This is a genomic window from Hymenobacter volaticus, assembly GCF_022921055.1.
Classification (GTDB): Bacteria; Bacteroidota; Bacteroidia; order Cytophagales; family Hymenobacteraceae; genus Hymenobacter; species Hymenobacter volaticus.
Map to the genome: position 1 here is coordinate 285,525 of NZ_CP095063.1, position 15,394 is coordinate 300,918.

Consider the following 15,394-nt stretch of genomic DNA (forward strand, 5'->3'; position numbering starts at 1 on the left):
AAAGTAAAACTTAGTTGATTGATTTACAGCTTACCTCAGCTACCGACTACTGCTGCACGTTGCGGATGCCGTACACCGGGCCGGCGCTGTTTTTCGGCTTGGCTTGGAAAGTAACTTTCACTTGCTGCTTGCCCTTGGTTAGTGCCGGCGGAATGGGGTAAGAAATGTCGTAGAAGCGGCTCTCCTTGTACTTGTTAAGGTCTTCGGTGGCGATCTTCTCGCCTTCAACCAGCACGTCGAATACACGGCCGCGGTTATCCATGCCCCAATATGTGAGCAGCAGCGTATTAGCTTTGGTCGGAGCTACTTTCAGGGTGAAGGTCATGTTGCCGCCCTCGTTCACCATGCGCCATTTGCGGCCGTGCTCCTCGCCGGTTTCGGCCTTCTCGGTGATGGTGAAGTTGTGGTCGCGCTCGGGCTGCATTTCGCCCACGCGCAGCACGTCTACGGTTTGGGCTTCCAGTTCTTGCTGCTTTTTGCGGGCTGCCTCGTACACGCGCTGCTGAGTGGCCCACTTTTCGGGAGTAAAGACGTCCCAGTACACGGTGTAGTACTCGTTGCCGGTTTGGTTGAAAGGAATCAAGGGCACGTCGTTGGGCACCCCGAGGCCGGCGGTTTGGAACCGTAGCTGTTTAGCATCCACCGGTTTCACCCAGTCGTTCACGCTGTTGTTGGCGGTTACGAGCACGGGCACGCCGGTAACGGGCTCCGGCTCGGTGTTGCCGAGCACGCCGGCCAGCAGCGTTGGGCCGTAGAACAGCGCCCGGCGGTCGGGGTTATCGGGTAGGGCTTCGGTATAGAAGTCGGCGGGCAAGGTCAGCTCCACCCGGTCCTGGGTTTTCCATTTTCGGTCGAGTACGAGGTAGCCCTCCGCATCCGGGGTCACGGCTTCCACTTTGCCGTTCACGCGCACTTGTGGGTTCTTGGTCCACTTGGGATGACGTAGGCGCAGCTTGAAGGTCCGGGGCTTAGCAGCCGTGACCGTAAACGTGATTTGGTTGTTGGCGGGCAGTTGGCTTTCCTGGCGCAGAGTTATGCCTTTCTCCTGCCAGGCTAGCTCTGAGGGAACAAACAAACTGACGTATAAGCTACCGTCCGCGCCCTGGAAGTAGATGTTCTCGGCGTACTTCACGTGGTTTTCCATGCCCGAGCCCACGCAGCAAGTAAACGTGTTGAACTCGTCGCTGTAGGTTTTGCGGCCCCCCATGCGTAGCGGCACGAAGTAAGTGGTCATGCCGGTTTCGTGGTGCTGTGAAGCCAAGATGTGGTTGTAAAGCCCCTTTTCGTAGTAATCCATCAACTTCGCCGAGGGCTGCTGGGCAAACAAGTGCTGCGTCAGCTTCAGCATGTTGTAGGTGTTGCAGGTCTCGGTGGTGTTTTCACTGAGCTTGTCGTTGAGCTTGCGCGGTTCCCCGAGGTACTCATAGTTGCTGTTGCCGCCGGTGGCATAAGAATGGTTTTCGGTCACGGTTTGCCAGAAAAAGTCGGCAATGGCGGCGTCCTTTCTGTCGCCCGTCAGCTCGTAGCGACGGGCACTGGCAATGGCCTTCGGAATCTGGGTGTTGGAGTGCTTGCCGGGCAGAATATCGGTGCGGGCGGCCAAGGGGTCGAGGATGCGCTTATCATAGAAGCGGTACGAGAGGTCGAGGTACTTCTTGTCGCCGCTCAAAGCGTAGGTGTTGGCGAGGGTTTCGGCCATGCCGCCGTACTCGCAGACCAGCATTTCCTGCATTTTCGCTTCGTCGAGGCCCTTGATGGTACTGCCCGTCCAGTCGGCAATGCCTTGGTTGACAGCGAGGGCCGCTTTGTTGTCGCAGTACAAGTACGCGTCGAGCAGGCCGGCCATGACTTTGTGCACCGTGTACCACGGCGACCACGCCCCGTTCAAATCGAACCCGCGCGAGCGAATGTTGCCGCTGGCTACTTCGGTCCATAGCTGGTCTTCCTTTGGAATAGCGCCCACGTAGCCAGTTTTGCGGGCTTTTTGGCACTCTTCGAGTTGAGCTACGAGGTAGTCCACGCGCTGCTTGAACTCGGCGTTGCCGGTCGAAGCATAGGCCAGCGCGCAAGCCGAGAGGTAATGCCCCAACGTGTGTCCCGCCAGCCCTGACGATTCCCAGCCACCGTACCGTTTGCCTTTGGCTGGCAAACCGCTATGCTCCCGGAAGTCGGCTAGCAGTCGGTCGGGTTCTAGCTTTAGTAGATACTTCGCGTCCGCTTGCTCGGCTACTTTGAACGAGCTGTCGAGCAGCTTCACTTGAGCTAGGTTGAACGCGTAAGCTTTTACCGGCACTTGGGGCTGCACTTTCATCCGCGTATCGTGGGGGAGAGGCAGGTAGGTTTGTGCTTCCGCTACGGGGCCGCTCAAAGCACCTAGCAGCAAGGACAGCAACCAAGCGCGGGTTGAAAGTAGGGTCATGGCCAAGGAAAAAGCAAGGGTGAAGAAAAGAGCAGATCCGTAAGAGGGGCAATGGCAATGCCTATGTGCTTCTGCAGGTCAACTCCCTAAACTATAAAATAAGGCACCTATCTAGGATAAAATGGTAGTTTAAAGAGCACAATCTTTAAAAAGCGCTTCACCTACTAGATGTAGCCGGTAAGTGAAGTAAGCGCTGTATTTCAGGCCGCAACCAGTGATAGTTACGCCCACATAGGATTAAGTAGGGTACCCATATACTTTGTGTCATGCACACTCCCCAAGAACTCATTAAACAAGCGTACGCGGCTTTCAACGCGCGCGACATCCCGACGGTCTTGGCCACGCTTCACCCTCAAGTACGCTGGGCCCGGGCCTGGGAAGGCGACTATGCCACCGGTCACGAGGAAGTGCGCGCTTACTGGCAGCGACAATGGCAGGAACTCGATCCGCACGTTGAACCCACGCAAATCATTGAATTACCCGATGGCCGTTTGGAAGTCAGGGTGCAGCAAGTGGTGAAAGACATGCAGGGGCCCTCGTCTTTGAGGGCCTGGTGACGCATGTGTACACCCTGCAGCACGGCCTGCTCCAGCAAATGGATATCGCGCCAAGCTAGCTCCTGGCGCTACAGAATACAGCGTTCTGAGTGTACTAGCCTGCGCAAAAAGGCACTAAAAACAAGCCCCGAAAACAGCGTTTTCGGGGCTTGTTTTTAGTGCTGACTATACCAAGCAATACCACTTGGCCAATGACCAGCAACGAGCTAGTAATTAGAAGCGGAACCAACACTAGCGCAACGGAGACTACTCTTTATTCAACTTGGAAGTCGGCTGATGTCAGGGGGCAAGCCGGTAAAGAAGTGGGGGCACTTGTTGCGTAAATGTTGTTTTGCCAGCAGTTATTACTTCCCGTGCCGTCCCATAGCAAATCGACTGCCGGCAGGGGCAGAACAGGGGGAGCCGTTCCATTGCGCAGAAGCGTGTTTCTCGCAATTTGCGCGCCATCAGCATCCGGGTTGATCAGCAAAAAGGCTTCTGGGGGATGTGGGCGAGCTCGCCTAAAAGCCGTGTGCTCACCACGGCAATACCCAGAAAGTTATTGTCTTGCACCCGGTTTTGCGATACGCGGGTATTATCGGTGCCCACGATTAGGATACCACAACCGCTGGGCACCACACTCTCAAACCCACCGCCCGGTTCGGCAAAGTTGACGTGGTTGTTGCGGTAAGCCTGGTTTTTTTCCAAGACTATATCTGTCGAGGTAGTCACTGTCAGGCCCGGGAGCAGCACGACCAGGAAGCCGGCGGTATTATCGTAGGCTACGTTATGACGGGCCACCACGTGAGAGCAATTCTCAATCTCCAAGCCGTTGACGTTGGCAAAAGCTCGATTGTAATTCATGCGGATGTTCTCGGACTGCCCGACATAAATACCCGTATCGGAGTGGCCACTCGCCGTGCAGTACTCGATCAGGCCGTCGTTGCTGAACAACGGGAACAAGCCATATTCTCCGCAATTTATTGTGGTGATGTGGCTGAGCACAAAGTCGTTCACGCGAAGCAGGAAGACCCCATTCTCTTTAAATCCCCGGAACGTTATGTTATACAGCTCGAAGCCGTCGGCGTTGCTAGGCTCGGGTCTTCTGCCACCCACAAACAGGCCGTCTTCTTCCGCTCCTGGATTTTCAACAACAACGAACGGACTACCAAACAAGGTGATATTGGGTTTATTGACGTGGAGCGCTTCGCGGTAAGTACCGGGCAGAATCAGGATCAAGTCGCCTGCCTCCGCTGCATCAAGGGCTGCTTGAATGGAGTGCCCGGGCTTAACAATAATGTCTGGTTTCCGGAGTTTTAAATCCGTTTGGTTTTCCTGCGCCTCGACAGTAGGAGCTGCGACGGAAGGCACTTCTTTCTCGCACGCACTGAGCAGGAAAAGAACGAGCACAAATAAGATACTCTGCGCTCTACTTCCTAGCCAGCTACCGGTGGTAAGCAGCTTGTAAATAGGTCTTTTCATGACAGATGATTAAAAGGATTGGCGATTAGTCAGCTGCATCAAGTTGACAACCTAATCGGACCCACTACATCCTCTGTCCCGCGTACGCTATGCCACGTTCCGCTTGAAAGCGGAAAATACGTGCATGTGGCTTTTCACCGGAACAGCCTAGGCAGTAGCACGAGAGGAATTCGAGGTATCAACCAAAGGTGTTTCGCAAGAGAATATTGCGAAGCGTAGATCAGCGGAGCGCACAGGTGGTGCTGCGCGCATGTCAGGGCCGACGTCCTGTGCCGTTATGTGCAGCTCGGGAGCAACAGCGAATACCGGAAACCTGCTTCATAGGCAAATAGCTTTAGGTGAAGAGGTTAGAGAAGATAAGGATTTGAACTCAGTTGTGCAATACTCTTACTCTCTCGTATCAAGCAGCGTCGCGTCCTCAAATGCGTCCCGTAGCTGCACCACCCGTAATCAATGCAAAAGGAATTCTATAGAGCATGTAATAAGCCTTACTAGAGTAAAACGTTCAAGTGCAGATGACGCTGCTGTGCTCTACGCCAAAGATTGAGCGGAAGACCGCCGGTAGGCTCCCGTTGTTTGCCGTGGGCGCCGGATTAAATAATCTACAGGAAACCGTTGTTAACGTATCACCGCCTGTTCTTAGTGGGAGAAAGGAAACAGGCGGGTTCGGTACTAAAAACAACTGTCTACTTAACTAGTTGTGGCGGTTGCAGAGCTATTGCGCCGTGTCAAAGGTGATGCCGGTGAGTTGTTCGGTCAAGGGCCATAACCGTTTCGCATCGGCGGCATCAACTGAATAAGCCTTCACCCCGGCTGACATTGCTGATCCGGGCGATAAACTAGCAACATCTGCATCCTCACAGTATACTCCCCCAATGTTGCTTAATAAGGGACTCGTCGCGCACCAAATCGTGGTTGCGGCCCCTTGTGGTATCGTTTTTAGCGAAGCAATAACTTCCGGAACACTATTTCCTTGCTCGTCATAGAAGCCAAATCGTTGAAGTAACTCCATAGGGGCTTCTCTGGCCAACTCGGTCCCCCAAATATTGCCGGGGTGCACTGCATATGCTCGCACGCCAAACGCTTGGGCCCGCTTATCCAATTCCAGTGAAAACAGGTTGAGCGCGGTTTTCGATTGCCCATACGCGGCCAACGTTTCGTAGTCTCGTTTTTCAAAGTTTGGATCTTCGAAATGAAATGGCCCAAACTGGTGCCCTAGCGAGGAAACGTTGACCACTCGGGCGCCATTGGCTTGCTTCAATGCCTTCCACAACCGAGCGGTTAGTTGAAAGGGCGCTAGATAGTTGGTGGCTAATTGCGATTCTATCTCTTGGTTGTTTCGGCGCAAAGGCACGAACATGATGCCGGCATTATTGACCAGCAGATGCAGAGGTCTACCCGAAGCCAAGAACGTTGCCACAAAGGCATCAACGGAGTCCGGATTCATAAGGTCCAGTTCTGTTACCTCCACGTTGGCAACTCCCGCCAGATTTTCCCGGGCCTTGTCCAGGCTTCGGGCGGGCACGATGACAGTAGCGCCCGCGTCGGCCAGCGTTTTGGTGGTTTCTAAGCCAATGCCGGTGTAGCCGCCCGTCACGATGGCCACTTTGCCGGCTAAGCTTATTCCCTTGATTACCTCACTTGCCGTGGACGTGGCATTGAAGCCCGAACCAAGTGGCGTTTGCAAGGCGCCGTTATCATTGTTTTGTTTCATTTATAAGTACTTGATTAAAGAAAAGGTTGCTTCTACAAACCTTGGCTACTTTGTTTTAAAGTTCACTTGCCAAGCTTAGAGCCATAAATCAAACAGCAGGGTGCCAAGAACTCGAATGCCGGCACCCTGCTGTTTGATAATCCTTATTTCATTAAACTGATATTGGTCATCCCGCCGTCGGAGAGGATTTCCGTTCCGACCACGAAGGAAGAGTCGTCAGAGGCCAGGAAAACCGCGGCTTTTCCCATATCCGAGGGGAGCCCCATTCGGCCTACAGGAATCAAGTCTGTCCAAACTTGTTTGACTTGTTGTAACTGCTCCGGCGGTACTATTTTACCGAATACTGGAGTGTCAATAGATCCGGGCGACAAGGTGTTTACCCTGATTTTTCTTTCCAACAAGTCGAGCGATAACCCTTTAGCCAAAGAGATAACCGCTGCTTTCGCCGCGGAATATACTGTCATGCCCGGGGCAGCCCGGTGGGCGGCGCTGGAACCAATGAGAATGATGGAAGCCCCATCGTTGAGATAAGGAAGTGCTTTTTGAACCGTGAAATAAGAACTCTTCAAATTCAGGTCCATATACCGGTCGTAGTTGTCTTCGGTAATCTCCGTGATGGCGGCCATGGGGCTGCCATCGACGATGCCGCCCGCATTTACCACCACCGTATCAATCTTACCGAACCGCTCAAAGGTGTCTTTGAAAATCCGTTCGAGGTCTTCCATTTTGGTTACATCGCCTTGGATGCCGATAAAGCCGGAGCCAAGCTCCTCAACAGCTTGGTTGAGGGTTTCTGGATTTCTTCCGGTGATGGTGCCAACGGCCCCTTCAGTATGGAAGGCTTCAGCAATACCGAAGCCAATGCCACTATTGCCGCCCGTTACCACGGCGACCTTGTTCTGTAGTTTGCTCATTGTTCAATTCTATTGGGATTGTGCGCTGCAAAGCTAGAATCGAAAGGTTACTTTTAGCAACTTTGTATCTAAAAGTAACAGTAACTCCCAGGTAACCTGGTAACTTAGGCTATACCAACCGTCTGAACCAACATGGGCATATTGTTCTTTGACAAGCCGCTGCTCATCCAGGCCACACCACTTACCGGCGGCACAGGTAGGCCCTTTTATGAGGTAGGGCGAAGATTAGGTATAGTGGGAGAAGCCGTTGCTCAGCGTTTTGCTACTGTCTTAAATACCAAAACACGTACGCTAGTACCGTATGCAGCACTAGGAAGAAAGGCTGGTTTTTTGAGGCAATGTTCGAGCCGAGGCACAAGAGGGAGTGGTGGCTAGAAATTCAGCTTTAAGTGAAACGGCAACTAGATTAACTTAGTCTTTCCGATGTGTGGGAAAGATACCTTTGCGATGATAGAGGTAACAGTGGAACGTGACATCGGCAATTGGTAAGCGCCCGATAGTTCGCCAAGCTTGCCTGCAAAACTTTGAGGAACGTCCTACTTGAATCAGGCAAGCGAAAGTCACGCTGCAGGTATTATAGACCGTAAATGCCCCGGAAACTGATAGCTTCTCGCCTGTAATCCAACCGGCATCGTCAGAAGCCAGAAAAACGGCCACCTTAGCAATATCTGCTGGCTGACCCGTACGACCGAGGGGAGTAGTAGACACTAAGTGGGTTTCCATCTCGCTCCCAATAAAGCCGCCACTGCGCGAGCCTTCCGTTTCCACGATACCGGGCAGGATAGAGTTGATGCCAATGTTGCGGCCACTGAATTCCTTGGACAAGGCCGTGGTCATGGCATCCAAGGCGGCTTTGGAAGCTGAGTAAACCGAGCCGGTGGGCAGTAGTGTTCTACTTGCCTCGGAACTGATATTAATGATGTTGCCGCCGGCTGGCCCAAACTGTTTTACCGCCGCCTGGATGGTAAGCAATGAGCCCAACACGTTGAGGTTGAAATGCTGATGGAAAGTGTCTACTGTAACTTCTTCAATGGGAGCATATTGGTAAATACCCGCGTTGTTAACCAGGATATCCACGGCGCCGAACGCCGCGTTGGCTTCGGCAAACAGCCGGATTACTCCCACTTCATTCGCCACATCGGCTTGCACCGAAATAGCTGTGCCGTCATTATTCGTGATGGCTTGCACTACTTCGTCGGCCCCAGCCTTGCTGGAGGCGTAATTCACCACTACTTTGGCTCCTTCGGCTGCAAAATAGGTAGCAATAGCCGCTCCTATGCCTTTAGAGGCCCCCGTAACGACGGCGGCCACCTTATTTTGTAGCTTGCTCACTTTTCAGCTCGGTTAAGAGTTTGAACTGCAAAGCTAGATTTACAAGGTTTATATTGGTAACTTTGTATCGAAAAGTAACAGTAACCCCGAGGTAACCAAGTAACTTATGCAGTGCCAACCCCGTCGCAATGAAGAACACCAAAAGGAAATGCGAGCGGTCCAGGATTCGATGGACGTGCTTAATGGCAAATGGAAAATCTCCATCATCTCATCTATTTGCTACTACAACAAACGACGGTTCTCTGATATCTTAAATGACGTCGTCGGCATCTCCAACAAGATGTTAAGCAAGGAATTGAAGGAGTTGGAAATCAATCAGCTGATTAAGCGCACCGTGTTGGACACCCAACCTATAACGGTGCAGTATGAGCTAACGGAACACGGCCTGACATTGAAGACCATCATTAACAATTTGACGGAGTGGGGAATAGCTCACCACAAAAAAATATTCGAGCAATAGTCTTAACTGAAGTAGCCTGTAAGATGAACTGCTAAACTGCCTGAGCATTTGATTACTGAGGGCTTAGTAGCAACTCCATTTGGATGTTGCACCGCTCATAAGGGGAGGGCTGGCCGGCTACTGTTTTGCGGAAGCCGAGCTTGTGATACAGTTGTAGAGCCGGAGTTAGTTTAGTGTTGCTTTCCAAGTAGAGGCGCCGAACCCCAAGGCGGCGGGCCTGCGCAATAGCGGCCTCGCCTAACCGCATGCCTATACCTAAGCCTTGCGCAGCAGGGGAGACGGCCATTTTCGCAAGTTCGAAGCTACCGTCTTCTAGCAGCAGCAGAGCGCAGGTACCCACAATGCGGTCCTGGTAACGGGCTAGGAAAATGTAGCCTCCCCGCTGCAAAATATACTCCTCGGGGTGATCCAGGGCCTTTAAATCCGCTGCTTCCACGCGAAAGTAGCGGTCGATCCACTCCACGTTGAGTTGTTTGAAGTCAGCTTGGTATTGGGGCTCATACGCAAGCACTTCCACCTGAGAGCCCACGCGCGCGTCGCGGATTGCTTTTACTCGGCTGGTAAGGCTTTGTTGAGATAAGGCATATTCCATTTCTTCTAACGCCAGCCATAGGTTGTGCCGAGTTTCGCTTAGCAAAGCTTCAGAAGCCTCGCGAACATCAGTCACTTGCTGCTGCAGAACGGGCCAAAGGGCCGCGCCTTGTTCCGTCAAAGCAACGACGCTACGGCGTTGATCCACTTCCCCGCGTTGTACGCTTACTAGTCCGTGGCGAACCAGTTCTTTCACTACCTGGCTGACAGCAGCGTGGGTCTGCCCAATGCGCTCCGCTATTTCGCCTACGTGCCGGTCCGGGGCGCTTGCAACCGTGTAGAAAACCGGAAACCACCGCGGCTCAATATCCACGTGGTACAGGCCATAGACCTGGCTTGCTTGGCTGGTTATCAGGTCGGTGATGTGTCGTAGCCGGCTGCCTAGGGCACCTGGCCCTACTTCATCAAAGAAATTCATAATGCAAGTATATGCAATTTACGTAAGTCCTTACATAAATTTAAACCATATTTAGGAACATCTGTTTTTCAGGTTCTCCTTAGCAAGTCTGCTACTGTCATTCATCAGGATCCGATTGATTAGTTGCAACCAATATGTATTTAGTTTCTACATCTGCATGGTTATTAATCCTAAAGCTCGGGGACAAGTTATATACTGAGGGAAAAGGATAATAACATTGTACATGCTATTGCCACATCTACATACTTTATGCGAGTTAGGCATAAGTTGAAAATTACAGTGATTGGTAAAAAATAGCATAAAATGAAATAGTATTTATACTTTTTGTACTATATTATACTATGTTTAGATTACGCTTTAACATCCCTATTCTATTGCTTGCCCAAACCATCTGTTTAGACTCAGACCAGTTCTACATAGTCATGACTTCAACTTTCGACTTATCACAGCTAGTTATTAGATGCAAACTGTAAAGTGGGATGGTAGTACAACGCTCATAATTGATATAAATATGCCTGTACCATGTTGATTTCATTGCACTATGCCAAGAAAAATTATATCTTATTAATATTCTTCTAAAAACTTAGATTTTATGTATCCAAGTCGACAGTAGTGACGTATCTTCGCCACATACTCCTATTATCTTAGATTTCTTTCATAATGAGCACGCTGACTCTCACCTGCGAGCCTACCTCACCAGTAGTCCAGCCCTTGCTGAACTTTAATGGTTTCAACCACCTGCCCCCCAAACTAGTAGTGCAAGGCTCACGGCGGAAACGCGCCTTCGACTTGGTTTTTGCGAGCCTTGTTGTCTTGTTTTTACTTAGCTGGCTGATGCCGCTTATCGCTTTACTTATCCGACTCGAATCGAAAGGACCCATACTCTTCAAGCAACTGCGCACCGGCAAAAACGGCAAGCCGTTTTACTGCTACAAATTTCGTAGTATGCGCACCAGCGCCGACGCGAATCTCAAGCAGGCTACCAAAGGCGACAGCCGCATCACTAAGGTCGGTGCGTTTTTGCGTAAGACCAGCTTAGATGAGTTGCCACAGTTTATCAATGTATTGAAAGGGGAAATGTCGGTCATCGGCCCCCGCCCGCACATGCTGCGCCACACCGAAGATTATTCCAAGGTTGTGCACAACTTCATGGCGCGCCACACCATCCTGCCTGGCATCACGGGCTTAGCGCAGGTATCAGGCTACCGCGGCGAAACCAAGGAAACCGAGGCTATGGCCAAGCGCGTAGAAGCCGACCTGCAATACATCGAGAACTGGTCGTTTGCTCTGGACCTCAAAATTGTTGGGCAAACTATTGCTCAAGGTTTGCGGCCCCAAGAGCACGTGTTTTAAAATGCTTGAACTCTAGCGTGCTTTCACCAGCAACGTGTTAAAAAAATGCGGCTTCAGCTGCGGCACAATGAATTGTTTGCCGAGCTGAAGCCGCACTGTTTGGTCGGCACTGGTATTGTTCCCAAGTACCACAACCACGCTTTGGTGAGGGTTTTGGTAAGTAAGCAGATTAGCAACCCATTCCACCGGGGTTTGAGCAGGAGCTAAGAGAGCAAGCAGTAATGAAGCAGGCATCAGTAACAAGCAAAGCCGTCGCCGAGCAAGAAATGGGAGAGGAAATAGAACCATAAATAGTCAAGTCAACTGGGGAGGAGGGCAGGTTGCCACGGCGCAGCCCTAGAGCTAAGCAGAAAGTTTAACCGCCTAGTTTGCTCGGGTATGCAAACCAACGGCTATCATCAGACAACCAAGTTGGTACTCACCTGCTACCTAGATGACAGGGAGATAGTTGTTTACCTAAGGTTCTAGAGGAAAGCTTGCGTTGACCTTACCGGGTACAACTCTTGGCAAACATGTGCAAAGAGGCTGGTGACGAATTTCCACCCGTTAAAAAGCTAGTTTACCCCGCTTCTCTTACCCACGGGAGCAGGATCTTTACTGCAGATCTTGGTTGAAGTTCACCGCTCACATTCTCCCCGACCAGCCGTTTCGGCGCGTTTTGCCCATGAGACCACCTTACTCTCTCTTGCTTTTGTTGCTAAACGCCGTGCTGCTAACTGCGCCAGCGGCCCAGGCACAGAAAAAACTGAAGTACAGCGCCTACCTGTTCGCCTACTTCACCGGCAACGACAAAAAGGAAGAAGCCATCCGCTTTGCGCTTAGCAACGACGGCTACCACTATGTAGCTTTGAACGGCAACCGACCCGTTATCAGTTCGGCCGCTATCAGCGAAACCGGCGGCGTGCGCGACCCGCATATCTTGCGCGGAATCGACGGCAAAACGTTTTATATGGTGGCCACCGATATGGTATCGGCCAATGGCTGGAGTTCCAACCGGGCCATGGTGCTGCTGCGCTCCACCGACTTAGTGCACTGGACGTCGAACGTCGTCAACCTGCAAAAGAAATACCCCGGCCAGGAAACCCTGCAGCGGGTGTGGGCCCCACAAACCATCTACGACAGCCAGGCCGGAAAGTATATGATTTACTTTTCACTGAAACACGGCCAGGACCCCGACAAGATCTACTATGCTTACGCCAACAAGGAATTCACTGATTTGGAAGGCGAACCCAAGCAGCTGTTTTTCAGTCCTACCAACGGCGCGTGCATCGACGGCGACATTGTGGCCAAAAACGGGAAGTACTATCTGTTCTTTAAAACCGAAGGCCAGGGAGCAGGCATCAAAATAGCCGTGTCAGATAAACTAACCGGGGGCTACGTGCTGCAAGACCGCTATGTGCAGCAAACCAAAGACCCGGTGGAAGGCGCTGGCACTTTCAAGCTCAACAACTCCGATGACTTCATCCTCATGTACGATATGTACACGACGGGCAAGTACCAATTTACGCGCACCCACGACCTGCAAAATTTCACGGTAGTTGACCACGAAATAAGCATGAACTTCCATCCGCGGCATGGCACCGTGATGCCCATCACCGACCAGGAAGCAAGCCAACTGGCTACCCGTTGGTTAACCCCTGCGGACGTGCTGCAGCGGGCGCAAAACCCTACTATCCGCCCGCTCAACACCGTGGTCGATACGGTGAATCGCCAAGTGAAATTTCAAGTCGGGCCGGGCACCAATCGGCAATCGTTTGACCCCAAATTCGTTGGTTTCGGGTTGACCGTAACGCCGCGAGGGGCGCAGAACTTCGCCGAGGGGCCTATCAAGTACACAGTGAGTCAAGGTGGTCGGCAGCAAACGTATTCCGTTTCGGTTGTTGAAACACACAATCCGGCGCTAGGCGGCTACTACGCCGACCCTGCCATCCTGTACGCCGAGAAAACCGGCAAATTTTACTTGTATCCAACTAGTGACGGCTTCACCAACTGGTCGGGCACTTACTTTAAAAGCTTTTCGTCAACTGACTTAGTGAAGTGGCAAGATGAAGGAGTGATACTGGACTTGTCGAAAGACGTGAGCTGGGCCAAGAAAAGCGCCTGGGCACCTTGCATCTTCGAACAAAAGACTTCTACTGGCTACCGCTACGCCTACTACTTCTGCGCGGGGGCCAAAATCGGGGTTGCCTTGTCCGATAGCCCCACCGGCCCTTTCGTGGACTCGGGCAAACCCTTGCTCGACCAACTGCCCGCTGGCGTGAAGGGGGGCCAGCAAATCGACCCGGCCGTGTTTCGAGACCCGCAAACCGCCAAGCTCTATTTGTACTGGGGCAACGGGTATATGGCCGGCGCCGAGCTCAACGACGATTTGGTGTCGCTCAAGCCCGAAACCGTGCGCATTCTCACGCCCGACGCTACTTTTCGCGAGGGCGCCCACGTGTTTTATCGCAACGGCAAGTACTATTTTATGTGGAGTGAAAACGACACCCGCGACCCGGAATACCAAGTGCGCTACGCCACCTCCACCTCGCCTCTGGGGCCCCTGACCGTACCGGCTAGTAATTTAGTTGTTAACCAAGACCCAGCAGCGGGTATCTACGGCACCGGTCACAACTCCACCATTCAGGTGCCTGGCCGCGACGAGTGGTACTTAGTTTATCACCGCTTCACGTATCCGCAAGGCATCGGGATGGGCAAGGCCGCGGGTTTCCACCGGGAAGTATGCATCGATAAGCTGGAGTTCAACGCCGACGGCAGCATCAAGCCCGTGAAACCCACCCACGCCGGCATTCAGCCTGTGAAAATAAAGTGAAGACGACATCCACTTATTCAGCCGACCAAAGGATAGCAAGCACTCTACCTTGCAGCTCGTTTTGTAAGCGTACTACCCCCGGCAACCGAGAACACGCCTGGTTGCCGGGGGTACTGTTGCTTTGTTTCAGTGGCTTTAGTGCTTTAGAAGCGTAGCCCAGCGTTGAGCCCTAACCAAGCGCGGGTGTTGGTGCGGCCATGAGTTTCGTTGAACAACTCCAGGTGCCGGCCGCCGAGGCGGGAGCCATAGGGTGAACTTTCCGAGGTCCGGTAAGTGGATACCATGACGTTGAGCGTGGGCCCCACGAGTAGGGTGGTACGGCCTGTTGGTGACAAGCGCCACCCTAACATCGGGCGCAACTGGTTTAAAAGATTAAGCTGCTTGGTCCAGCCCTTCTTTTCGTTTACTTGAAAGGAGAGAACATCCACGCTTAGCGTCAGGCGATTAGTGGGTGCTATTTCGGTGCCAAAGCCGTAGCCGAGACCCCAACGGAACTTGTCGCCAAAAGGCTGCGCGCCCACCGCTATGATGTTATAGAATTGGTGCGAGGCGCCCATTTTATAGGCTGCATTGGTGGTTAGGGCCTCGCTGGTCCAGACTTCGGCCCGGTGATAGCCGTGGCGTACTAAACTCAGGATTCCAATCGAAGCCCCGGCCACCGAGTCGGCAATGTTGACGGGGGCCAGCTGCAAGCCCTTTACGGTGCGAGCCACGTTGAGCAAGCCAGCGACTTGCACGCCTTGAATTTTGCCTGGCGTTACGTTGGCCAAGCCCGCTACCTGGGTTGTAGCAGCCACATGCGGCGCGGAGCCTTGGTAGTTCAGCAAACCTGCCACCTGGGCGCCCTGCACCGAACCGACTGTGATGTTGGTTAGGCCCGCAAGCTGAGCGCCTTGCGCGGGGCCCCCGACCAGGTTGCCTAAGCCCGCCGCTTGAAGCCCCTGCACCGAGTCTAGGTCCACATTAAGCAAACCTCCTAGCTCCACGCCTTTCACTCCGGCCGCGTAGCCGGCCAGCAGGTTCAGCGAAACCGTATTCACGGTACGCCCCGCGTGCAAGCCATTCATCCCGAGCGGGGAAACCAGGGTAATTTGAAAAGGCTCCCGCTGGTACGCTTGCGACGTGGCCGGGAAGGCAGACGTAGCGGACGATGCGGAAGCAGACTGCGCGTGGGCACCGAACGAGGTGGTTGCCAGTAAAGCGGAAACGCAAATAGCGAAGCGGAAAGAAATGTGTTTCATAGAAAGGTACTGGTTGAGCAAGAATGATTCGGGACCAGCTATTCGAGGTGGGCATAGCTTTCCCGGTAAGCCGTCGGAGTGGGGTTCAACCACGCCAACCGGCTTTCAAAATTTTCAGTAGG

The 15,394-nt window shown here is 52.7% G+C and carries 11 protein-coding genes and 1 pseudogene; 4 read left to right on the top strand and 8 right to left on the bottom strand.

The window, feature by feature from the left end; translation table 11 throughout:
* Nucleotides 1-46: 46 nt before the first annotated feature.
* Entirely contained in the window at nt 47-2,419 is a 2,373-nt protein-coding gene (locus tag MUN86_RS25520; RefSeq protein WP_245126411.1) for a glycoside hydrolase family 127 protein, read from the bottom strand.
* Nucleotides 2,420-2,685: 266 nt separating this feature from the next.
* Between MUN86_RS25520 and MUN86_RS25525 the strand changes: the two genes are divergently transcribed.
* On the top strand, nt 2,686-2,976 hold the full coding sequence (locus MUN86_RS25525) for a nuclear transport factor 2 family protein (RefSeq protein WP_311182313.1): 291 nt from the start codon (nt 2,686-2,688) through the stop codon (nt 2,974-2,976).
* Nucleotides 2,977-3,438: 462 nt separating this feature from the next.
* On the opposite strand, the gene MUN86_RS25530 is transcribed toward MUN86_RS25525, so the two are convergent.
* From MUN86_RS25530 to MUN86_RS25545, 4 genes and pseudogenes are all read right to left on the bottom strand, one after another.
* Entirely contained in the window at nt 3,439-4,437 is a 999-nt protein-coding gene (locus tag MUN86_RS25530; protein WP_245126413.1) for a parallel beta-helix domain-containing protein, read from the bottom strand.
* A gap of 715 nt (nt 4,438-5,152) precedes the next feature.
* Nucleotides 5,153-6,151, bottom strand: coding sequence for an SDR family NAD(P)-dependent oxidoreductase (locus tag MUN86_RS25535; RefSeq protein WP_245126415.1), 999 nt, complete (start codon nt 6,149-6,151; stop codon nt 5,153-5,155).
* Between the two features lie 143 nt (nt 6,152-6,294).
* The gene (locus MUN86_RS25540; RefSeq protein WP_245126417.1) at nt 6,295-7,065 is read right to left on the bottom strand and encodes a glucose 1-dehydrogenase; all 771 of its coding nucleotides are present in this window, start codon (nt 7,063-7,065) and stop codon (nt 6,295-6,297) included.
* 582 nt (nt 7,066-7,647) lie between these two features.
* Nucleotides 7,648-8,397, bottom strand: a pseudogene (locus tag MUN86_RS25545) (SDR family NAD(P)-dependent oxidoreductase); the annotation flags it as partial.
* A 106-nt stretch (nt 8,398-8,503) separates the two neighbouring features.
* On the opposite strand from MUN86_RS25545, the gene MUN86_RS25550 reads away from it, so the two are divergent.
* A complete protein-coding gene (locus MUN86_RS25550; protein WP_245126419.1) occupies nt 8,504-8,857 on the top strand; it encodes a winged helix-turn-helix transcriptional regulator in 354 nt (117 codons plus the stop codon).
* A gap of 52 nt (nt 8,858-8,909) precedes the next feature.
* Here MUN86_RS25550 and MUN86_RS25555 read toward each other — a convergent pair whose 3' ends face one another.
* Complete coding sequence (locus MUN86_RS25555; protein ID WP_245126421.1) at nt 8,910-9,866, bottom strand: bifunctional helix-turn-helix transcriptional regulator/GNAT family N-acetyltransferase; 957 nt, start codon at nt 9,864-9,866, stop codon at nt 8,910-8,912.
* A gap of 660 nt (nt 9,867-10,526) precedes the next feature.
* Here MUN86_RS25555 and MUN86_RS25560 point away from each other — a divergent pair.
* Nucleotides 10,527-11,219: an exopolysaccharide biosynthesis polyprenyl glycosylphosphotransferase gene (locus MUN86_RS25560; RefSeq protein ID WP_245126423.1), complete on the top strand. Its 693-nt coding sequence runs from the start codon at nt 10,527-10,529 to the stop codon at nt 11,217-11,219.
* Between the two features lie 12 nt (nt 11,220-11,231).
* Here the strand turns inward: MUN86_RS25560 and MUN86_RS25565 are convergent, their stop codons facing one another.
* Nucleotides 11,232-11,453: a glycoside hydrolase family 30 beta sandwich domain-containing protein gene (locus MUN86_RS25565; protein ID WP_245126425.1), complete on the bottom strand. Its 222-nt coding sequence runs from the start codon at nt 11,451-11,453 to the stop codon at nt 11,232-11,234.
* Nucleotides 11,454-11,883: 430 nt separating this feature from the next.
* On the opposite strand from MUN86_RS25565, the gene MUN86_RS25570 reads away from it, so the two are divergent.
* Complete coding sequence (locus MUN86_RS25570; RefSeq protein WP_245126427.1) at nt 11,884-14,031, top strand: glycoside hydrolase family 43 protein; 2,148 nt, start codon at nt 11,884-11,886, stop codon at nt 14,029-14,031.
* A 143-nt stretch (nt 14,032-14,174) separates the two neighbouring features.
* Here MUN86_RS25570 and MUN86_RS25575 read toward each other — a convergent pair whose 3' ends face one another.
* Nucleotides 14,175-15,272 carry a hypothetical protein gene (locus MUN86_RS25575; RefSeq protein ID WP_245126429.1) on the bottom strand — a complete coding sequence of 366 codons (1,098 nt, stop codon included), beginning with the start codon at nt 15,270-15,272 and terminating at the stop codon, nt 14,175-14,177.
* Nucleotides 15,273-15,394 lie beyond the last annotated feature (122 nt).